The following is a 19,527-nucleotide window of genomic DNA, read 5'->3' on the forward strand; positions in this document are numbered from 1 at the left end:
TACGTTTCGAGACTAACTAGCCCCGAGGCCGCGTTGTTCCACTTCACGCGCTTTGAGATCGGCTAAAATGCCAATGACACCATCGCCCCAGAACGGCGCAGCTGGCCGCGCATGTGCAGCAGCCTCTACCAAAAAGGCAACCTCGGGCAGCGGTTTGGCATAGATCACTGCGCTGCGGGGCGCGATCATCGTGGCCCCTGCTTTGGCACTGGCCTTGGCAATCCAGCCGATTTTCTGCGCTTTGCTGGTATGCGCACGCGTCGTGATACTGTCGTAACCGTTGCGCTGCACTTCGCGGCCAATGCCTGCATAAATCAAACGCGCCGCCATAATGCCCAACCGCGCCTCGCGCGGCAAAAGGGCCACCCCCGCCTCGCTGCGGATATACAGGCGGTTCGCGTCCAGCACCAATTTGCGTGCCATCGCGCGCACGGCTTTGGTGGGCTTGGGATCGGCAAAGAAGGTTTCGGTGTCTATTCCTGCCTGATCCAGCCATTGCGTTGGCAAATACACCCGACGCTCCAACGCGTCCTCGCCGATGTCGCGGGCAATATTGGTCAGCTGCATGGCGACACCCAGATCACAGGCGCGCGCCAGCGCATATTCGTCACGCACACCCATCAGCACACACATCATCGCGCCCACAGCCGACGCCACACGCGCCGAATAGCTGTAAACATCGCTCAGCGTTTCATACCGCTTTTCACAAGCATCCCACGCCAGCCCTTCCAACAGGGCTTCGGGCAAGGCACGCGGCATGTCGTGGTCCTCGATCAACGCGGCAAAGGCGCGATCAGTCGGCTGGTCCAAAGGTGTGCCGCGATAGGCCAACTCAAGCCGTTCGCGCAGCCGCAGCACGGCCGCCGCTTTTTCTGCGTTCAGATCAACGGCGTCATCTGCCAACCTGCAAAAGGCATAAAGCGCCAAAGCAGGGTCGCGCACGCGCTTGGGCAGCAACTTGCTGGCCGCGTGAAACGACAGCGACCCGTGTTTAATCGCCTCGTGGCAATAGGCCAGATCATCAGGGCGAATGGTTGACCGCGTCATTCGGCAGGCACCTGAACAGGGGCCGCATCAGGCACCATCTGCGCCAAAACCTCTGCGCTGCTGACAACGCCAGGCACACCCGCGCCCGGGTGCGTGCCAGCACCTGCCAAAAACAGGCCTTTCACTTCTTCGCTCACGTTATGCGGGCGAAACCATGCGCTTTGCAAAATCCGCGGCTCAAGACTGAACCCCGAGCCGTTGGGCGACAGATACCTGTCGCGGAAATCTTCGGGCGTGAACGACATGCTTGCACTTAGATGCTGCTCAAACCCGGGCATGTGATCTTCCAACACAGCCGCTACGCGCTGGCGATACGTCTCGCGCATCTCTTCCCAATCCACGCCATTGTCGTGGCCTAGGTGCGGCACAGGGCTGAGAACATAAAACGTGTCATCGCCCTCAGGCGCCACACTCGGGTCGGTCAGGGACGGACGATGCACATAAAGGCTCATGTCCTCGCACAGCTTGCCCTTGATAAAGATGTCCTTGAGCAGGCCTTCATACCGCGGGCCATTGATGATGGTATGATGGCCCAGATCAGGCCATTTTTCGGCAGTGCCTTTTGTCCCGAAATACCAAACGAACAAGCCCATCGACCAGCGTTTCTTGTCCAGCTTGGCATCGGTCCAGCGCTTGCGTTTATGGTCGCGCAAAAGATGGGTATAGGTATGGCCGGCATCTGCATTGCTCACCACAACCGATGCTTCCAACACTTCGCCATTTACCAAACGCACACCTGTGCATCGACCCTGTTGCACCAGAATCTCATCGACCTGCGTCTGCATCCGCAGAATACCGCCTTGGTCCTTAACCACGTTTGCCATCGCATCGGCAATCGCCTGAACCCCGCCCATTGCGTAATGCACGCCGTAGGTTTTTTCCAGATAGGCGACCAGCGCATACATGCTGGTCACGTTCCGCGGATCGCCACCGATGAACAGCGGATGAAACGACAGCGCCATGCGCAGCTTGTCATTCTTCACCCGCGCCTTCGCCAGTCCCAGAATAGAGCGGTCAGCCCTGAGCATCCCGAACAGCGGCAAGACCTTGATCGTCTCCCACGCCTTATGCATCGGCTTGGCGACCATCCCCTCGAACCCCACCTGATAGCGCCGCTCGCTATCTTTGAGAAACCTGCGATACCCCTTCACATCAGAGGGCGCGATTTTGGCGACTTCCGCCTCCATCTCGTCGGTGTCCTGCATCGCTTTGAATTTCGTGCCGTCAGGCCAGCGCACCTCATAAAACGGGTGCAGCGGCTTCAGCGTGACATCGTCATGAAAATTACGCCCGCACGCGGCCCACAGCTTTTCATAAACCTGCGGGACCGTCACAATTGTCGGCCCCAGATCAAAGCGGTGACCATTCTGCGTGATGCTTGACCCGCGCCCGCCGCAGCGATCCAGCTTGTCAATCACCGTCACGCGGTATCCCTTGGCCCCAAGGCGCATGGCGCTGGCAAGTCCGCCCAACCCCGCGCCGATCACAATCGCATGGGGGGCCGCATCTGTCGCATCGGGGAATCGGGGGTCAAACTGTGTCATGATGGCCTCAGTCTCGCACTGTCTAGTTTACTTGACAACTGTAGTGCGCGGGATTGTCACGTAAACCGCTTATCTCTTTCCAAACTGCGACAAATATGTAAACGTAAGTTGACACTCTTAGCCAAAGTGACTCGAATTATGTCTGCGCAATGCGTTACCCTCAGTTTTTATCGGTTCAACCGATGGCAAGACCGCCTTTGGGCGTTCGTCATGATGGGCGGCGCACGGTTGTGGCTGCCCAAGGTAGAAGACATCGGCTTTTGGAAGCTCTGCGGCTCTGGCACAGGCGAAGGGTTTACGCCCATCCCCAACACCAGCGTCTATGCCATTCTCAGCACGTGGCCTGATCAGGACATTGCCCACAAGCAGGTCAAAACCGCCCGTATTTTCCGCAAATACCGCGATCGCGCGATTGAATCCTGGTCCGTCCACCTCACCCCAATTTCCGCACGCGGCGCATGGAGTGGTGACGCCCCGTTTAAACCTGCCGATGATGCCGGCGGCCCCCTTGCCGCGCTCACCCGCGCCACCGTGCGCTTGCCCAAAGCCATGCGCTTTTGGAAGCGCGTGCCCAAGATTTCCGACGTGATCGGCGACGACAGCAATGTCGCCTTCAAAATCGGCATCGGCGAGGTGCCGTTGCTGCATCAAATCACCTTTTCGATCTGGCCAGATGAACAAGCAATGGCCGATTTCGCCCGAACCCCAAGTGGACCACACGCCAAAGCCATTAAGGCCGTGCGCTCTGAAAACTGGTTTTCCGAAGAACTTTACGCCCGTTTCCGCGTTTGCGGCGAAATGGGCACATGGAACGGCGCAAGCCCCCTCGCACATCTGGAGCCCGCGGCATGAAACAGCCCTTCCCCTTCTCGGCAATCGTCGGTCAGGACGAAATGAAACAAGCCATGATCCTCACCGCGATTGACCCGTCAATCGGCGGCGTTCTGGTGTTTGGCGATCGTGGCACTGGCAAGTCCACCGCCGTGCGTGCGCTGGCCGCTCTGCTGCCGCCTATTCAGGCCGTTGAAGGCTGCCCGATCAACGCTGCAACCTTCGCCGATTGCCCCGATTGGGCGGGAATAGAGACCGATAAGATCGTCACGCGCCCCACCCCTGTCATTGATCTGCCCCTCGGTGCCACCGAAGACCGCGTTGTCGGGGCGCTGGACATCGAAAAGGCGCTGACCCGGGGGCAAAAAGCATTTGAAGCCGGACTTCTGGCCCGCGCCAACCGCGGCTATCTCTACATTGATGAGGTTAACCTGCTGGAAGATCACATCGTCGATCTGCTGCTGGACGTGGCGCAATCTGGTGAAAACGTGGTTGAGCGTGAAGGCCTGTCCATCCGCCACCCCGCCCGCTTTGTGCTGGTCGGCTCTGGCAACCCCGAAGAAGGCGAATTGCGCCCCCAACTGCTCGACCGCTTCGGCCTCTCGCTTGAGGTGGCAAGCCCCACCGATATTGATGAGCGGATAGAGGTGATCAAACGCCGCGACGCATTTGAGCGCGATTATCAGGGCTTCATGTCCCATTGGCGGGCCGAGGATGCAAAGATCCGCGATCAAATCGTCTCTGCACAAGCCAAAATCGCCCATATTCCCACCACAGAGGCAACTTTGCGCGATTGCGCGGAACTTTGCGTCGCACTCGGATCTGACGGTTTGCGTGGCGAATTAACCCTGCTGCGCACCGCCCGCGCCTGGGCCGCCTATCACGGCGCCGGTGAAATTACGCGCGACCATCTACGCGCTGTCGCACCGATGGCCCTGCGCCACCGTTTGCGCCGTGATCCACTGGACGAAGCTGGCAGCGGCGCGCGCGTCGGTCGCGTTGTTGCAGAAACCTTCGCCTGATCCCAATGGCTGCGCCCCACCCCATATGGTCACGCGCAGAACTTGCGTTAACCCTGCTGGCGATCAATCCCGAAGGGCTCGGGGGTCTTTGGCTGCGTGCGCGCTCTGGCCCCGTGCGCGACCGTTTCCTGTCATCTCTTGATGCCCTGCCTGCACCGGTCCGCAAGCTGCATCCGCGCATCACCGACGACCAGCTTTTTGGTGGTGTCGATATCGCCGCGACGTTGTCATCAGGACGTGTTGTGCAGGAACAGGGTCTGCTGTCGGGCTCCAAAACACTAATTCTGACTATGGCCGAAAGGTGTGAAGCGGGGCTTTCCGCGCGTCTGGCCCAAACACTGGATTGCCGCAAACATTGCCTGATTGCACTTGATGAAGGCGCCGATCCTGACGAAACGCTGCCCCCTGCCCTATCGGATCGCATGGCCTTTCATATAGATCTGAACGATGTTGCCCTTGGGCAGACAGGACCGATTGCGTTCAATCTGGCAAAGCAGATTGATAATGCCGACATCGCGACGCCCGACGAGGTATTTAGCCACCTCACCAAGACCGCGCTTTCCTTCGGGATTTCCAGCCTGAGGGCCGTCCAGCACACGCTGGAGGCGGCAAAGGCCCATGCGGCTCTGTTTCAGCGTAAAACCCTCGATATCGCTGATCTTCAGGCCGCGTGCGAGCTGGTTTTGGTCCCCCGCGCTGTCCAGTTTCCCGATGCCGATGACGCCCCCGCAGAAACCCCGCCAAATGATCGCCAGAGCGACGACTGTCCCCGCGGGGACAGCGAACAGATGGACCTGCCCGAAGAAATTTTGCTAGAGGCGGTTCAAGCCCTGCTGCCCCCTGACCTTCTGGCCCAAATCGCCCGGCAAAAGGCGCCGCGCAGCTCTGGCAATGGCTCGGGCGATGTCAGCAAAGGCAACCGCCGCGGCCGCCCCCTGCCCCCGCAGGCCGGACGTCTGGACGGCACCACCAAGATCGATCTGGTCAGCACGTTGCGGGCCGCTGCCCCTTGGCAACCGATGCGCCGCATGGTGTCCCCGCGGGGACAGGCGCTGCATATCCGCCCCGCTGACATTCGGGTCAAACGGTTCGAAGAACAGTCCGACCGCCTGCTGATCTTTACGGTCGACGCCTCTGGCAGCGCCGCGATGAGCCGTCTGAACGAAGCCAAAGGCGCGGTCGAACTGTTGCTGGCCGAGGCCTATGCCCGCCGCGATCATGTGGCGCTGGTTGCCTTCCGTGGCACAGGCGCTGATGTGCTGTTGCAACCCACACGCAGCCTTGTGCAAACCAAACGCCAACTTGCGCAACTGCCCGGCGGCGGCGGCACGCCTTTGGCTGCGGGCCTGCAATCGGCGATGGGACTTGCAAAAACCAGCAAATCACGCGGCATGACGCCGACCATTGCCCTTTTGACAGATGGGCGTGCGAATATCGCGCTGGATGGATCGGCCGCACGTGTCCCCGCGGGGACAGATGCCGAGAAGATGGCCGACACAATCGCGGCCCAAAACATCGCATCCGTGGTCATTGATGTCTCTAAACGCCCGCACAGAGCCTTAGAAAGCCTTGCTGGCCATATGCGGGCGCCCTACATGCCACTGCCGCGCGCAGACGCGCGCAGCCTCTCTACGGCGCTGTCAGCGGCCTTGGCAGACTGATGGACATTCCAGCCGATTGGCCCCATCGGGACAGCTCTCGCTTTATCGCCTGTCGTCCGCATCGCTGGCATGTGCAGATTATGGGCGACGGCCCTACCCTTTTGCTGCTGCACGGCGCGGGCGGTGCCAGCCATTCCTGGCGCGATGTCGCGCCTCTTTTGGCGCAGACCTATCAGGTGATTATCGTCGACCTTCCGGGTCAAGGCTTTACCAAATTAGGGGCCCGACAACGGTGCGGCCTTGATACGATGGCCGAAGACCTCAAGGCGCTGATCGATCAGGAAGGCTGGACGCCCCAAGCCATTGTCGGACATTCCGCCGGTGCCGCCGTCGCCTTTCGCCTTGCCGAATTGGGCGTGTCCCCGCGGGGACAGATCATCGGGATCAACGCAGCCTTGTCGAATTTCGAGGGCGTCGCAGGTTTTCTGTTTCCGATGGTTGCCAAGCTGCTATCGCTCAACCCTTTTACCGCCCGCATATTTACCGCCACCAGCGGCAACCGCGCATCGGTGAAACGACTGATCGAAGGAACAGGATCACATCTGTCCGAAGATGGTTTGGCGCAATATCAGACACTGATTTCGATGCCATCCCACGTCGATGCAACGCTTGCCATGATGGCACAATGGAAGCTCGATGGGCTGCTGTCGCGCTTGCCGCGTATCACACAAGACACACTGCTGATTGTTGGCGACCAGGACAAGGCTGTCCCCGCGGGGACAAGTGTGGAAGCGGCGGCAAAACTGCCGCACGCACGCGTTGAAGTTATGGAAGGGGTGGGCCACTTGGCCCATGAAGAACGCCCTGACCAAACCGTTGATTTGATCAGGGCGTTTCTGTCCGAAAAGCGCCCAGATTAATCTTCCAGCGCCTGCCAAAACGCAGCAACAGCCGCTTCCAGCTTGGCGCGTTCCAACGCCGAAAAATCCACTTCCGACTGCATGGAAAACGCGCCGTCCGATGCGGTGCATTTGATCTGTCCCCGCGGGGACACCATGCGCATCACGGTTTTGGCCGACTTGACCGGCGGTTTGGTCTTGGCCTCTTTCTGCGCCACAAAGGCGCGCAGCATCGCCAATTCATCGGCTGCCGATTGCCCCTTGGCGTTAAGCAATTTTTCCTTGAACGGCTCCACAAGGGCAGGGTGGGTTTGCAGCTTTTTCGCAACCTCCAACCCCAAGGCGCGCGGGATCACATCAATATGGACCAACGCGCCTTCCAACCTGCGCAGCATCTTCGCAAACGACTTGATATAGGCGCGTTTTTGACGGCCCGCGCTGGCAAACAGATCATCCACCGCGTCGTTAATATTTTGCAACGGGATGTCGGACGATCGCACATAGGCCCACGCAAGCGCTGCCATCTCGCCAAAGCTGATGCCTTTGCGCACAAGGTTCTCATCCACCATACGCCGATAAAGCGTGCGCAGCTTGTCCCCGCGGGGCACAAAGCTGGCGGGGATCATCTTGTAGGCGTCATCACCTGTGTCGTCATAAAGCTCGCCAAAGGCGGTCCAGCGACGATAGCCCTGAATCAACTCATACCCGCCTTCGATTTCGATCACCTGAATCGGGTTTGAGAGACCAATCTGGCGAATAGAGTCTTTCAACTCGTCAATTTCGGGATCACGCGTGGCTTTGCGGTCGCGGGTCAGCTTATCGGTATTGATCTGCATGATCGGGATCAGCTGTGTGATCCGACCTGCCTTTTTAAGCTCCACCAACTCATGGGCCAGCGCGTCGTTTTCAGCGCGGATCGCGGCCTCGGCTGCGGCGCGTTCGGACAGCGCATCGGCGTTTTCGGCGATGGCACTGGCCATGGGACCACGCCGTTCAGACGGTTCTGTCCCCGCGGGGACACCCTCGATTTCGGCGTCATCAAAGTTAATATCAAAGACACGGCGTTTCTTCATGGCGTTACTCCAATCCGTCCCAAGCGGCCAAAAGATTGCCGCGGAACTCTGCATAGGCTTGATCGAATGACGCCCGTGCACGGCGCCATGTTTCGCGGGTCATATCGCGGTAATCAATCTCGTAAATGGAAGAGAGGAACCGGCCTGATTGCTCAACGGCGCGGGTCATCTCGATGGGGTGTTCTGTGACTCTATCTTCAAAAACCTTAACGAAAGCTGACTGCATCGCACGGTGCAATTCATTGTTCGGCTCAAAGCGGGTCAGAAGGAAGCGCACATCGGCGAAGGCCTTGGGCAAAGACATTGTCCCCGCGGGGACACCTTGCTTGAAGCGCGCCAGATCTTCCAGCGCCTCGGACAGCTGACCGATGAAAGACGTTGTGGAATCGTATTCCCAATAGCCCGGACCTGACGGGATATAGAGCACATCAGCGGCAAAGACCGCGTTCATGGATTGGTAGCCAATGGCCGGCGGGCAATCGAAAATGATCATGTCATAGGCATCGGCGGGCAGCTGATCGAGGTAGCGCGACACAGCCGCAAAGAACGACCATTCGGGATTGAGGTGGCGATATTGTGCGCTGGCAAATTCGACAAAGGCCGCATTGGCGCAAGACGGCAGGATGTCGATGGTGGGCCAGCTGGTCGGCTTGATGAAATCGGTCACACGTAGGTCCGCAAGACCCATATCAGTGATCGCAGAGGGCAGGCGGCGTTGGGGCAGGGTGGTGCCGCTTTCGGCACCTTGCGCCGTTGTCGCATTCATCGCTTCGGTCTGCTGGATAAGATCGCGGGCCATCACGCCCCAAACGGTGAATTCTTCGTCCACATCCGACAGCCCCATAGAATGGGACAGCGTGGCTTGGGGATCAAAGTCGACACACAGAACGCGGTAGCCATCAAGTGCCGCGGCATGGGCGAAATGCAGCGCCACTGTGGATTTGCCAGCGCCCCCTTTGAAATTCGCAATCGCTGCGCGAATGGCCCGTTTCCCCGCAGGGCGCGGCGGCATAAGCGATTGGCGGTTCACCTTCAGTCGGCGACGGATCTGGTTGATTTCCTCCAGCGAATACCAACGCTGGCGACCGTCTTCTTCGACCTGGCCTTGGGGCAGCGAAGGGTCCGCCGCCAGACGCCCGCGCAATGTAGATTGATTAACCTTGAAGATCAGCTCTCCGACCTCCCAACTGGAAAAGCGGCGCAGGGTCTTTTCCATCTCGGGGGAATAGGTCTGTTTGCGGATGGCGCCTTGCATGCGCAGGGACTGCGCTTGCATCTTGGCCAGATCGGTATGTGTGAACATGTTGGTCCTGCTCTTGGTGTCCCCGCGGGGACGCTTATTCTACTCACTTTCCGATTTACGCCGAATTTGCCAAAAAAGCAAAACCGAATAAGCTGAAAACACGCAAAACCGTGAAATGCCAAAAAAACAGGCCTGATTGGGCATATGTGATTCCTTTGCGGCCGCTGTCCCCGCGGGGACACGCCCAAAAGAAGGGGGACACCCAGACGGCGACCGCTACATATTGGGGGACAAAAGAGCACTAATGGGGGTCATCCTGACTGTCCCCCTATACCAATTCATACCAGATTTCTTTTTATTTTGAGACAATTCAGCCGCCCTTTTGAAACGGTCCTTGACAGAATCGGCGTTCAGGACGCAAATCAACGCAGGGTTTGCGAATAGCGTTGAGTTGGCGGCCCATAAAAATACCAGTCCGATACAAAAGAGACTGGGTTGAGGCATCGCCTGTCATCTATCGCAGGCAGAAATATCGAGGGCAATTATGGTTTCGTTGAAACCCGTGGGGCGCAGTGCGTCCGTCATCAAATATGATCTTCTGACAGCGATGGGCGCCTACGCACTGGCGCGTGACAAACATGAGCAACGACTGATCTTGCGGTTTATGACGCTTGTTGTGGCGCGGTATAATTGGGGCCGTGACGAGCTGTGTGTCGGGCAGGTTGAGATCGCCCGCATGTGGGACGTGGACACCCGCACCGTCAAGCGAGAGATGGCCAAGCTGCGTGCGATGGGCTGGCTTGTTGTGCGCCGTCAGGGTGCACGTGGGCGGGTGACGGAATACGGTCTTGATCTGGACCGGATCAAAGAGACCACGCGTGACAGGTGGGAGGCCGTTGGCCCCGACTATGCGCTGCGAATGGAAGGTGTGGAGGTCCCCGATAAGGTCGTGCCGCTTCAGGTGAAAGGCAGCTTGCCGCCCCCTGATCTGAGCGCCGGGACAGAATGGGCTTTGGCCCAGGGTGTTCTGCACGCAGAGGACGCGGCCAGCTATGGGTCGTGGCTGCGCGCGCTTGAGCGGGTTGAGCGGGCAGGGGGGCGTTTGACCCTGCGTGCGCCAACGCGCTTTCATGCAGCTTATGTACAGACGCATCTGTGGCCCCGTGTGGTTGCGGCCTGCCAATCTGTTGACGACACCGTATCGGATGTTGTGTTGGTTGTGTGATGACACCAAGAAAAAAGGCCGCGCCCTGACGGGTGCGGCCTTTTCTTTTCCATGAGAAAAGAAAGCGATTAGTTTGTGGTCGCTTCTTCTTCCATCGCCTCTGGCTGTGCACCGATCGAGGCAAGGTAGGCGTAAAGGTTCACCGCGTCTTCTTCTTTGCGGACCTTGTAAGACATCTTACCGCGTGCGCCTGAATCGTCGAGGAATTCACGCAGGTATCCTGTTGGATCCTGAACATAGGCCACAAATGCGGCTTCGTCCCATACAAGGCCGGCTTCGCCAGCTTCCACCATGGACGACGAATAGCGGAACCCATCAACAACGCCAGCTTGACCGCCGACCATTGTGTAAAGGTTTGGACCTGTTTTGGCTTTGCGGCCAGCCAGTGTTTCACCGTCAGCGTTCACGACAACGTGGCAAGCGATACACTGTTTGAAGGCTTTTTCACCTTCGGCAACATCACCAGATGCGTGGCCTTCTGCGAATGCAGGAGCTGTTGTCAGGCCCAACGTGGCCAAAGCAATTAGAGTGCGTTTCATAACTTTTCTCCAGTCTATTAAGCGCGTTGACGTATAGATAACGGTTCTCAACGGTTCGTAAAGGACAGAAGTTCCCTTTGTTATTCAATATCACGCGACCGCATGGGCGATTGCGCATTGCTGCCATAGGGTTTTGAGCGCACTCACCAGATGATCGATGTCTGTATCGGTGTGACATGGGCCTGGCGTAAAGCGCAGACGTTCGGTGCCTTTGGGCACCGTGGGGTAGTTGATGGGTTGGACGTAAATTCCGAATTGTTCCATCAGCATATCCGCAATCTGGCGTGTTTTGACGGGGTCTTTGATCATCACGGGGATGATGTGGCTGTCATTCATCAGATGCGGGATGCCTGCGGCGTCCAGCTTTTGGCGCAGGCGGGCGACTTGGGCTTGTTGCCCTTCGCGCTCAACCGAGGATCCTTTGAGATGGGCGATGCTGGTTTGTGCGGCGGCTGCCACAGCGGGGGGCAGGGCGGTGGTAAAGATAAACCCACTGGCAAAGGAGCGGATGAAATCACATAGCGCCTCGGAGCCAGTGATATAACCGCCCACGACGCCGTAGGCTTTGCCAAGTGTGCCTTCGATCAAGGTGATGCGATCGGCCAGCCCTTCGCGCTCGGAAATGCCGCCACCGCGCGGGCCATACATGCCAACGGCGTGGACCTCATCAAGATAGGTCATGGCGCCGTGCTTTTCGGCCACTTCGATAATCTCGCGCATGGGGCAGATGTCGCCGTCCATGGAGTAGACGGATTCAAATGCCACGATTTTTGTGGTATTGGCGGGCAGGGCGGCCAGCTTGGCATCAAGGTCAGCAACGTCATTGTGTTTCCAGATCACTTTCTGGGCCTTGGAGTGGCGGATGCCTTCGATCATGGAAGCATGGTTGCCTTCGTCCGACAGGATCACCGCATTGGGAAGGCGCGCGCCAAGCGTGGACAGCGCCGCCCAGTTGCTGACATAGCCAGAGGTAAAGAGCAGCGCACTTTCCTTGCCGTGCAGATCCGCCAGCTCGTTTTCGAGGGCGAGGTGGTGAATGGCGTTGCCAGAGATGTTGCGCGTGCCGCCCGCGCCTGTGCCGCAGGTTTCAGCGGTGCGCGTCATGGCGGCGATCACATCGGGGTGGTGGCCCATGCCAAGGTAATCGTTGGAGCACCAGATGGTGACATCGCGTGCCGAGTTCTGGCCATGTTCGGCCTGCCCGTACTCCTTGGCGCGGGGAAAACTGCCGGTCTGGCGTTCTAGCTGTGCAAAGACGCGGTAGTTCCCGTCCTCTTTCAGCTGGTCAATCTGGGCGTTGAAAAGTGCGTCAAACGTCATGTTGCAGTCCCTTAGTCGTCGTTGTCTTGTCGGGCGAAGATGGCAGCATCCATCGCCAGAGTTTTTCGTCAGGCAGCGGCAGAACCATCAGCCAGTGTTCGAGCAGCGCCAGAGCGGTGATCGCGGTGAGCAGGGCAAAGCCTGCGGTCTGGCTTGGTGTTGAAACGGCATAAAGCCGTTCAAGCCAGCAGGCCACGGCGAAGGTCAGCGCCGTCACAGAGAATGGGAAAAGCCAGTTCAACCGCGCGTGGCGGAAGTGGCTTGGTAAATGGGCCAGTGGATTGGGCAGAAATTCCGTGTTGATCTTGGGCACACCCAAAAACAGGTTCAGCTTGGCTGAAATACGCGCGAAATAGAGCACGATATAGGACCACAGCCCAAATTGGTTTTCCGCCCCTTGGGCTGTGAAGATCAAGATGAACAATACGGCCGTCAGCAGCATTTCGTGATAGGCCACAGTGCCCCATGCGCGGATAAAGCGCTCCCATTCGGCAACGCCTTTTTCGGGCAGGACATGGGTGTTTGGCCCTGTGATTGTGCCTGTCAGAAAGGCCAGTTCAATCCAGCCCCAAATGGCCAGCGCAGACAGAAACCCGATGTAGGGACCCGCGACAGAGGCATCGGAGAGCGAGGTATAAAACCCCGCCGCACCGAGGACCAAGAAGGGTAGCCCCCAAAGAACAGCGCACCTATGGGCCTGACCACCTGCGCGGTCAGCCCGTTTCACGACCATCAGAATGGCGCCTGTGGAAAACCACCACAGGAACAAGGCCGCTAGGGTTGCTATCCAGGGATTATGAAGCATCAGTAGGCTGGTGCCATCATCGGGCTGTCGGGCACGTCATTGTGCACAACAGGGATGGTGTAAAGGCTGAAGAACGCAGCCCCTGCACGCGCGGTGCCGGCCCATGTTTTCAACTTGCCCATGATCCCGCCTTGGCGCTTGCCTTCGGCGATGACCACATTGGCGTCCTGCAAACGATCAAGACCTTTGCGGAACCGCGGGTGATCAATATCCAGCGTGAAAGGATAGACCTGTTTGGAGATTTCGGATGTCTTGCGGAACACCTCCATCCCATACCATGTCACATCGACGCCAAGCGCCTCGTGGAACACAGGGCGCTGATGATCGCGCACCCACATCGTGCCGTAAACGGCAGTCAGGAAGAACTTGATCCACAGCTTGTTTTGCCAGCTTTGGGTCAGGTTAGGGTCTGTTTTCATCAAAAGGGCAAAGGCCTCGCCATGCGAGAACTCGTCATTGCACCATTCTTCGAACCATTTGAAAATCGGGTGGAAGCGGTATTCCGGATTGGCATCCAGATGGCGGAAGATGGTGATATACCGCGCGTAGCCGATTTTCTCGGAGAGATAGGTCGCGTAGTAGATGAACTTGGGGCGGAAATACGTGTATTTCTTTTGTTGGGTCAGGAACCCAAGGTTCACCGAGATCCCCGCTTCGCGCAGCGCATCATTGATGAACCCTGCGTGGCGCGCCTCATCGCGGGCCATAAGCTGGAACAGTTGCGTGATGTCCTTGTTTGAGCCACGACGCTTCATTTCCTTGTAAAGCACGCAGCCCGAAAACTCGGCGGTGCAGCTCGAAATCAGGAAGTCGATAAATTCCTTTTTCAAGGCAGGCTCCATCCCGTCCCAATCAACGGTGTCCCAGTCTTCGTTTTTCTTGAAGTGGCCCTTGTTGGGGTCGGCGACCATGCCGGCGATCAGCTTGTCCCAATCTTCGCGCACGGTTTCGACGTTGATCGCGTCAAGCTCTTCGAAATCGGTGGTATAAAAGCGCGGCGTCAGCAGCGTGTCCTGCATGGCCACATCTGTGGCTTTTTCGGATGTCATTTCCTCGTTGGTGCCGTGCAAAGCTGTGCCTGAGGCGTGACCATTGAGGGCTTCTGGGGTCTGGACGTTCATAGCGTGACCTCCTCTGAAAATGAAAATTCACAAAGTTCCATGAACTCAAGATCGCCTGTCAGGCGTGTCCATGCGCGTTCAAGCCCGCTGGCGCGGGTGATGATTGCGGTGCGGTCTTCGCGCACGATCTCGCCGTAGGGCGCCATGATTTCGGCGCCTTCGACCAGCACGCTGTCGCCTGCATAGATCTTGGCCCCGTTATTGAATTTGACGTGGGCGGAAAGCTCCTCAAAGCGGTGACTGATTGTCACCGTGCAAGGGGCGCTTTCGCGCGTTCGTGTAAGTAGTCCCATGTTACTGGCTCCCGGATTTGGCAAGCAGCTTGGCGAAGGCTGCGTGGTTGGTTGCCCCGAACCCCATGAGGTCGGCGCGCCAGCCTGTCTGGTCATCCACGACCATCAGGCGGTTGTTTTCGAATTGCATCAGGCGCACAGGGTGCGTCATGTCGATGCCTTGTTTCATCCGCTCGCGTTCCACAACACGGGCGACACCGCTGACAAAACCGCCTTCTTCGGCGCTCAGTTCAGCAATGATTGTTCCATCGGGCCGGCCAACGATGACCGCGCCTGACATTTCGCCTTTCAGCGTGATCAACTGCTCGGCCTTGACAGGGCTCGCAGGGGGTTGGGCGGACGGATCAATGCCCGCGATCCGCGCAAAGGCAACGATGGCCAGAACAGCAAGGGCCATGCCAAACATGGCCATCACCAGCTTGCGGGGGATCATCTCTTTGTCGCGCTGGACCAGCTTTTCTTCTTCGCTCAGGAAGTTCGAATTAATCGCCATGATACGTTACTCCGCTGCGACAGCGTCGGGTGACGCGGCACGTTGAATTTGCGGGGCTTGTGAAACCCGCGTCTCCGCTGCGGCAGCCAATATCTGAGCGACATTGGCGGCGTCAGGGATGCAGCGGAGCGCAGGTTCCGTGCGGGCCATGCGCCAAGGGCGAACATGGGGCCAACACATTACGTAGCTGAGTTTGGTCGATCCGGTGGTCTGCAATGCGATGGTGCCTGTGCCTGATTTGCGCAGGTCCAGATTTGCATTGCCGATCCACTGATACGGCAGGTTCAGCGTCATGGTCAGGGCCGCCCCGATGCGCATGGCAACGCGGCGGTTGGTGATTGTGTAAACCGTGGCGCGGGCTTGCACGTAGGCAATCAGCACCAGCAAAGCGATCGCAATCGCGCCCAAGACCAGAAACGGGACACTGGTCTGGATGGCACGCGAAAGGGGCATCAGATCCATGACCGCGACGAACCGCCAAAGTGCAAGAAACACAAAGTAGGCAGCGACCCATTTAAGCGAAAGGCTTTCCTTGGCCAGGGCCCACCAGTTGGGGCGCCCTTGCCAGAGAATTTCTTCGCCCTCGGGGGGCAGTTCAGGCAGACCCTTGATGGGTTCTACCGCAAAGTCGTCGTGATCATGGGGCATGGCTAGAGCCCTTTCCGTTTATGCGTCGTTAAGGGTTTACAGTTGTGGCTCTAGGCGGCTTTCGTCAGCGTAAAGAACGCCGCCGCCGTAGTAGGCCATGATCTTTTCTTCTTCCAAAAGCGTGATCTGTGTGTCCGTCTTGGTTGTCGGAACATTGGCCACGTGTTTGGAATAGATCGATTTGATTTTGAGGTGGTTCGAGTTGATCCGCGCCATTTCACGCGCGACCAGCTTTTTGCCGCCGCCGAACTCTGCGTCCACTTCGTACTCGAAGAAACGGACCAGTTGTTCGGGTTCGTCCAGCCACATATCTGTGACCTTACCGACAACCACGCCATCACCCATCATAACGGGCAAACCGCGCGGGTCGCGACCTGCGGCAACGCGGAACCCACCAAGATTTGCCATTGGCTGGATCTTGGGGTGGCCTTTGCCGTCAAGTTCTGGGTGATCGGCACGTGCCGCCCAGGATGCAGGACCAACGCCATCGACCATTGGGTCACCCGTTGGCACGAAAGGCGAGCCGTTTGACGGGCTTGTGGCTTCCAGCGCAAGATCGGTGCGCGCTTGGCGATCAGGGCCAGGCACTGTCACGTCACCGCGGCCGTGGGGCAGCTTGAAGGTTTTGGGCGAAGGCACGGGGAAGGGGCCTTGGTTCGGTGCGACATTGCCGTCGTCCGTTTCCAGCGGATAGCCTTCGCGCATGTTTTCTGTCTGAAGATAGTAGATGAGGATGGCGAAAAAGCCCCAGAAAAGCCAGATGCTCAAGCTCGCCAAATCGAAGTTACCAAAGAATGCGTCAACCATATCAGGTCTCCTTTATTAAGTCAGGTCGGGAAGTCAGCCAGACCAAGCTGACGACCTTCCCTGTTGGTCTGTGTCCCGCGTCGCACAAGGGGCCCCAAGGCGATGAGCGTGACAAAAATGAGGGCGATCTCGGTGTGGTAAACGACCGAGTAACCCGTTGACGGCGTGGCGAGCGCCTCTCCTAAGTTCCCGTTGAGTGCGGCTGTGTTGACCACATCGCGGACAGTGCCCCCGATAGCGATCGACAGGCCTGCGGCGGTCGCTTGCGCGGCGCCCCAAGCCCCAAGTGCAAGGCCGCGGCCTGCATTTGGTAAGGTCATGGCAGCGGTCAGCGTAGCGACGGAAAACAATCCGCCCCCAAGCCCAATTGCTGCGCTTCCTATATAAAAAAGTGCGTTTGACCCCATTGGGGCCGAAAAGATGACAGCGCAGAAGGCCGCAAGCCCCACCAGCAGGCCACGTGCCGCCATCCAATGGGTGTTGATCCCGCGCGCCAGCCATTTGGCGGCCAAGGCAAAGCCCACAAGTGCGCCGATGGCCCATGTTGCGGTCAACAGCGTGGTGGCCGAGACCGACAGGCCCATGACTTCGCCGCCATATGGTTCCAGCAGCACGTCTTGCATGTTGAAGGCCATGGTTCCCAGAAAGACGACAACGATCAGGCGGCCGGCTTGACCACCTGCGGTGAAATCGGCCCAAGCATCGCGGAACATCGGGCGCGGTGCCGCGCGTTCTTGGTGTGTTTTGGGGATCAGGATTTCCTGTTTCCACAGCGCCACAAGGTTCAATGCCAGCGTGACAACCGCGCAGGATTGCACCACGCGCACCAGCCATAGCGGTGTGAAATCGCGCAACAAAAAGCCCACGATCACTGCGCTGACAAGCATGCCCAAAAGGAACATCACATAGAGCAGAGCAACCACGCGTGGCCGGGTTTCTTCGGTGGCGCGATCGGCGGCAAGGGCCAGCCCCGCGGTTTGTGTCATATGCATGCCAACGCCTGTCATCAGGAAGGCAATGCCCGCCAGCACTTCGCCCGCCCAAGACGGGCCGATGATCTGGTAGGTGCCAAGGCCCAGAAGGGCAAAAGGCATCACGGCCAAGCCGCCGAACTGCCACAGCGAGCCGAACCACAGATAGGGGATACGTTTCCAGCCAAGCGCGCTTTGGTGTGTGTCAGAGCGGAAGCCCAGAAGGGCGCGGAACGGTGCAGACAGAACAGGCAGCGCAATCATGATCGCGACGATCATAGCAGGCACGCTCAGCTCTACGATCATCACACGGTTCAAGGTGCCAAGCAGAAGGACCGACGCCATGCCAACGCTGACCTGAAAGAGCGACAGGCGCAAAAGCTGGCGCAGCGGCAGGCCTTCGCTGGCTGCATCGGCAAAGGGCAGCCACGACATTGGCAGTTGCCCGATGGCGCGTTGTTTTGGCTGGTCGGTCATTGCACGGCCTCCAGACATTCAGAGATGTAAAAGCCGCTTGAGACGCGTTTGACGCTGCGCAAATCCCCGTCGATGTGACCCGCCAGCCGCTTGGGCGCATGGGGGATCATCACGGGGCTGCGATCGCTGCGCGGAAAGAGTTTACCAGCTGTAAAGAAGGTCATTAAAAACGGTGTACGCGGGGCAACGGTAAAGACAATTTTGCCGCTTGTTCGCTGAAACAGGGTTGAAACGGCGCTGCCGATATCGGGCGCGGTGTAGTAAATCAGGCTGTCCATGGCGACCACATGGTCAAATTCGCCCAAGTCTGGGGACAACATATCACCGCTGCCAAATGTTACTTGGTGGTGTAGATTATCAGGCAAGCGTTTGCGCGCGATATCTACCAGCGAAGGCGAGATATCGACAGCGACCACTTCAGCCCCGCGCAGCGCCAGCTCATGCGTCATTTGCCCCGCCCCACACCCCGCATCCAAGATGCGTTTGCCGCGCACATCGCCAAGCGTGTCCAGCATGGTGGCGCGCATCTCGTCACGGCCCTTGCGCACGGTTTCGCGCACCTTTGACACGGGCGCGTCAGAGGTCAGACGCTCCCATGTCTGGGTCGCGGTCTTGTCGAAATAGGTTTCGACGCGCGTGAGGGTTTGGTCGTAGGCGGGCATGGGTCTAGTCAAATCCAAGCAGTTCAAAGATTTCGCGGTCAGGCAGGGGGGCAGGCGCCAAAGGTTCGGTCCCGTTCCACAGCGTTTCGGCAAGGCGGATGTATTCTTTGCGCACCTGCACGATTTCTTCGTCGTCAGGCATTTCAAAGAGGGTCTTTTTCTTGAGACGCGAGCGGCGGATGGCATCCAGATCGGGCATATGCGCGATGCGGTTGAAACCGACGGTTTTGCAGTAGCGATCCACCTCATCGGTTTCGCGGCTTCGGTTTGCCACACAGCCTGCCAAACGCACTTTGTAGTTGGCAGATTTGGCTTGGACCGCGGCGATAATGCGGTTCATCGCGTAGATACTGTCAAAGTCGTTGGCTGTGACGATCAGCGCGCGGTCGGCGTGTTGAAGCGGGGCGGCAAAACCACCGCACACCACATCGCCCAAGACGTCAAAGATCACCACATCAGTGTCTTCCAGCATATGGTGCTGTTTGAGCAGTTTGACCGTCTGGCCAACCACGTAACCGCCGCATCCGGTGCCCGCAGGCGGGCCGCCGGCCTCAACACATTTTACACCGTTAAAGCCGTCAAAAACGAAATCTTCGGGGCGCAATTCTTCCGAGTGGAAATCCACATCCTTGAGGATGTCGATCACGGTCGGGACCAGCGATCCCGTCAGGGTGAATGTGCTGTCGTGCTTGGGGTCGCAGCCGATTTGCAGCACGCGTTTGCCAAGCATGGAAAAGGCCGCCGACAGGTTCGACGAGGTGGTCGATTTGCCGATGCCACCTTTGCCATAGACCGAAAAGACCTTGGCCCCTTCGATCTTGGCACTTTCGTCCTGATGGACCTGCACCGAGCCTTCGCCGTCTTGGCCTTTGAGGATCGGGGGTGTTCTGTCTAATGCCATTTGAA

General features: G+C 58.4%; 20 protein-coding genes. 5 read left to right on the forward strand and 15 right to left on the reverse strand.

What is annotated here, in order from left to right; translation table 11 throughout:
* Window positions 1-12: 12 nt before the first annotated feature.
* Both crtB and L1065_RS14670 read right to left on the reverse strand, forming a co-directional pair.
* Complete coding sequence (crtB, locus tag L1065_RS14665) at window positions 13-1,047, reverse strand: 15-cis-phytoene synthase (RefSeq protein WP_237096257.1); 1,035 nt, start codon at window positions 1,045-1,047, stop codon at window positions 13-15.
* Window positions 1,044-2,591 (reverse strand): phytoene desaturase, encoded by a 1,548-nt coding sequence (locus tag L1065_RS14670; RefSeq protein WP_237096258.1) that lies wholly within the window; start codon window positions 2,589-2,591, stop codon window positions 1,044-1,046. The genes crtB and L1065_RS14670 overlap by 4 nt, the downstream gene beginning before the upstream one ends.
* A gap of 138 nt (window positions 2,592-2,729) precedes the next feature.
* Here L1065_RS14670 and crtA point away from each other — a divergent pair, with 138 nt between their 5' ends.
* Genes crtA through bchO form a run of 4 tightly spaced genes read left to right on the forward strand, consistent with a single transcriptional unit; the run spans window position 2,730 to window position 6,965 of the window.
* Window positions 2,730-3,443: a spheroidene monooxygenase gene (gene crtA, locus L1065_RS14675; RefSeq protein WP_237096259.1), complete on the forward strand. Its 714-nt coding sequence runs from the start codon at window positions 2,730-2,732 to the stop codon at window positions 3,441-3,443.
* Window positions 3,440-4,444, forward strand: coding sequence for a magnesium chelatase ATPase subunit I (bchI, locus tag L1065_RS14680; RefSeq protein ID WP_237096260.1), 1,005 nt, complete (start codon window positions 3,440-3,442; stop codon window positions 4,442-4,444). Before crtA ends, bchI begins: the two co-directional genes overlap by 4 nt.
* A gap of 5 nt (window positions 4,445-4,449) precedes the next feature.
* On the forward strand, window positions 4,450-6,105 hold the full coding sequence (locus tag L1065_RS14685) for a magnesium chelatase subunit D (RefSeq protein WP_237096261.1): 1,656 nt from the start codon (window positions 4,450-4,452) through the stop codon (window positions 6,103-6,105).
* Entirely contained in the window at window positions 6,105-6,965 is an 861-nt protein-coding gene (bchO, locus tag L1065_RS14690) for an alpha/beta fold hydrolase BchO (protein ID WP_237096262.1), read from the forward strand. Before L1065_RS14685 ends, bchO begins: the two co-directional genes overlap by 1 nt.
* Here the strand turns inward: bchO and L1065_RS14695 are convergent.
* On the reverse strand, window positions 6,962-8,017 hold the full coding sequence (locus L1065_RS14695) for a ParB/RepB/Spo0J family partition protein (protein ID WP_237096263.1): 1,056 nt from the start codon (window positions 8,015-8,017) through the stop codon (window positions 6,962-6,964). The genes bchO and L1065_RS14695 overlap by 4 nt on opposite strands.
* Before the next feature lie 4 nt (window positions 8,018-8,021).
* The gene (locus L1065_RS14700; protein ID WP_237096264.1) at window positions 8,022-9,320 is read right to left on the reverse strand and encodes an AAA family ATPase; all 1,299 of its coding nucleotides are present in this window, start codon (window positions 9,318-9,320) and stop codon (window positions 8,022-8,024) included.
* Window positions 9,321-9,804: 484 nt separating this feature from the next.
* Between L1065_RS14700 and L1065_RS14705 the strand changes: the two genes are divergently transcribed.
* Window positions 9,805-10,485: a hypothetical protein gene (locus tag L1065_RS14705; RefSeq protein ID WP_237096265.1), complete on the forward strand. Its 681-nt coding sequence runs from the start codon at window positions 9,805-9,807 to the stop codon at window positions 10,483-10,485.
* A gap of 68 nt (window positions 10,486-10,553) precedes the next feature.
* On the opposite strand, the gene L1065_RS14710 is transcribed toward L1065_RS14705, so the two are convergent.
* From L1065_RS14710 to bchL, 11 genes are all read right to left on the reverse strand, one after another.
* Window positions 10,554-11,024 (reverse strand): cytochrome c family protein, encoded by a 471-nt coding sequence (locus L1065_RS14710; protein ID WP_237096266.1) that lies wholly within the window; start codon window positions 11,022-11,024, stop codon window positions 10,554-10,556.
* A 90-nt stretch (window positions 11,025-11,114) separates the two neighbouring features.
* Window positions 11,115-12,344, reverse strand: coding sequence for a 5-aminolevulinate synthase (gene hemA / locus L1065_RS14715; RefSeq protein WP_237096267.1), 1,230 nt, complete (start codon window positions 12,342-12,344; stop codon window positions 11,115-11,117).
* A complete protein-coding gene (puhE, locus tag L1065_RS14720; protein WP_237096268.1) occupies window positions 12,334-13,149 on the reverse strand; it encodes a putative photosynthetic complex assembly protein PuhE in 816 nt (271 codons plus the stop codon). The genes hemA and puhE overlap by 11 nt, the downstream gene beginning before the upstream one ends.
* Window positions 13,149-14,198, reverse strand: coding sequence for a magnesium-protoporphyrin IX monomethyl ester (oxidative) cyclase (acsF, locus tag L1065_RS14725; protein WP_237096285.1), 1,050 nt, complete (start codon window positions 14,196-14,198; stop codon window positions 13,149-13,151). The genes puhE and acsF overlap by 1 nt, the downstream gene beginning before the upstream one ends.
* Before the next feature lie 68 nt (window positions 14,199-14,266).
* A complete protein-coding gene (locus L1065_RS14730; RefSeq protein WP_237096269.1) occupies window positions 14,267-14,563 on the reverse strand; it encodes a hypothetical protein in 297 nt (98 codons plus the stop codon).
* 1 nt (window position 14,564) lies between these two features.
* Window positions 14,565-15,056 carry a photosynthetic complex assembly protein PuhC gene (gene puhC / locus L1065_RS14735; RefSeq protein ID WP_237096270.1) on the reverse strand — a complete coding sequence of 164 codons (492 nt, stop codon included), beginning with the start codon at window positions 15,054-15,056 and terminating at the stop codon, window positions 14,565-14,567.
* Window positions 15,057-15,062: 6 nt separating this feature from the next.
* Window positions 15,063-15,704, reverse strand: coding sequence for a photosynthetic complex putative assembly protein PuhB (gene puhB, locus L1065_RS14740; RefSeq protein ID WP_237096271.1), 642 nt, complete (start codon window positions 15,702-15,704; stop codon window positions 15,063-15,065).
* A gap of 36 nt (window positions 15,705-15,740) precedes the next feature.
* Window positions 15,741-16,511 (reverse strand): photosynthetic reaction center subunit H, encoded by a 771-nt coding sequence (gene puhA, locus L1065_RS14745; protein ID WP_237096272.1) that lies wholly within the window; start codon window positions 16,509-16,511, stop codon window positions 15,741-15,743.
* A 20-nt stretch (window positions 16,512-16,531) separates the two neighbouring features.
* Window positions 16,532-17,959 (reverse strand): PucC family protein, encoded by a 1,428-nt coding sequence (locus tag L1065_RS14750; protein WP_237096273.1) that lies wholly within the window; start codon window positions 17,957-17,959, stop codon window positions 16,532-16,534.
* Window positions 17,956-18,621, reverse strand: a complete 666-nt coding sequence (gene bchM / locus L1065_RS14755) for a magnesium protoporphyrin IX methyltransferase (protein WP_237096274.1) — start codon at window positions 18,619-18,621, stop codon at window positions 17,956-17,958. The genes L1065_RS14750 and bchM overlap by 4 nt, the downstream gene beginning before the upstream one ends.
* Before the next feature lie 4 nt (window positions 18,622-18,625).
* On the reverse strand, window positions 18,626-19,522 hold the full coding sequence (bchL, locus tag L1065_RS14760) for a ferredoxin:protochlorophyllide reductase (ATP-dependent) iron-sulfur ATP-binding protein (RefSeq protein ID WP_237096275.1): 897 nt from the start codon (window positions 19,520-19,522) through the stop codon (window positions 18,626-18,628).
* Window positions 19,523-19,527: the final 5 nt, after the last annotated feature.

It is taken from the genome of Nereida sp. MMG025, assembly GCF_021654165.1.
Classification (GTDB): Bacteria; Pseudomonadota; Alphaproteobacteria; order Rhodobacterales; family Rhodobacteraceae; genus Nereida.

Coding starts and splice junctions, on each gene's coding strand:
- crtB (WP_237096257.1), bottom strand. CDS start 1,047: ATGACGCGGTCAACCATTCGCCCTGATGATCTGGCCTATTGCCACGAG.
- L1065_RS14670 (WP_237096258.1), bottom strand. CDS start 2,591: ATGACACAGTTTGACCCCCGATTCCCCGATGCGACAGATGCGGCCCCC.
- crtA (WP_237096259.1), top strand. CDS start 2,730: ATGTCTGCGCAATGCGTTACCCTCAGTTTTTATCGGTTCAACCGATGG.
- bchI (WP_237096260.1), top strand. CDS start 3,440: ATGAAACAGCCCTTCCCCTTCTCGGCAATCGTCGGTCAGGACGAAATG.
- L1065_RS14685 (WP_237096261.1), top strand. CDS start 4,450: ATGGCTGCGCCCCACCCCATATGGTCACGCGCAGAACTTGCGTTAACC.
- bchO (WP_237096262.1), top strand. CDS start 6,105: ATGGACATTCCAGCCGATTGGCCCCATCGGGACAGCTCTCGCTTTATC.
- L1065_RS14695 (WP_237096263.1), bottom strand. CDS start 8,017: ATGAAGAAACGCCGTGTCTTTGATATTAACTTTGATGACGCCGAAATC.
- L1065_RS14700 (WP_237096264.1), bottom strand. CDS start 9,320: ATGTTCACACATACCGATCTGGCCAAGATGCAAGCGCAGTCCCTGCGC.
- L1065_RS14705 (WP_237096265.1), top strand. CDS start 9,805: ATGGTTTCGTTGAAACCCGTGGGGCGCAGTGCGTCCGTCATCAAATAT.
- L1065_RS14710 (WP_237096266.1), bottom strand. CDS start 11,024: ATGAAACGCACTCTAATTGCTTTGGCCACGTTGGGCCTGACAACAGCT.
- hemA (WP_237096267.1), bottom strand. CDS start 12,344: ATGACGTTTGACGCACTTTTCAACGCCCAGATTGACCAGCTGAAAGAG.
- puhE (WP_237096268.1), bottom strand. CDS start 13,149: ATGCTTCATAATCCCTGGATAGCAACCCTAGCGGCCTTGTTCCTGTGG.
- acsF (WP_237096285.1), bottom strand. CDS start 14,198: ATGACATCCGAAAAAGCCACAGATGTGGCCATGCAGGACACGCTGCTG.
- L1065_RS14730 (WP_237096269.1), bottom strand. CDS start 14,563: ATGGGACTACTTACACGAACGCGCGAAAGCGCCCCTTGCACGGTGACA.
- puhC (WP_237096270.1), bottom strand. CDS start 15,056: ATGGCGATTAATTCGAACTTCCTGAGCGAAGAAGAAAAGCTGGTCCAG.
- puhB (WP_237096271.1), bottom strand. CDS start 15,704: ATGCCCCATGATCACGACGACTTTGCGGTAGAACCCATCAAGGGTCTG.
- puhA (WP_237096272.1), bottom strand. CDS start 16,511: ATGGTTGACGCATTCTTTGGTAACTTCGATTTGGCGAGCTTGAGCATC.
- L1065_RS14750 (WP_237096273.1), bottom strand. CDS start 17,959: ATGACCGACCAGCCAAAACAACGCGCCATCGGGCAACTGCCAATGTCG.
- bchM (WP_237096274.1), bottom strand. CDS start 18,621: ATGCCCGCCTACGACCAAACCCTCACGCGCGTCGAAACCTATTTCGAC.
- bchL (WP_237096275.1), bottom strand. CDS start 19,522: ATGGCATTAGACAGAACACCCCCGATCCTCAAAGGCCAAGACGGCGAA.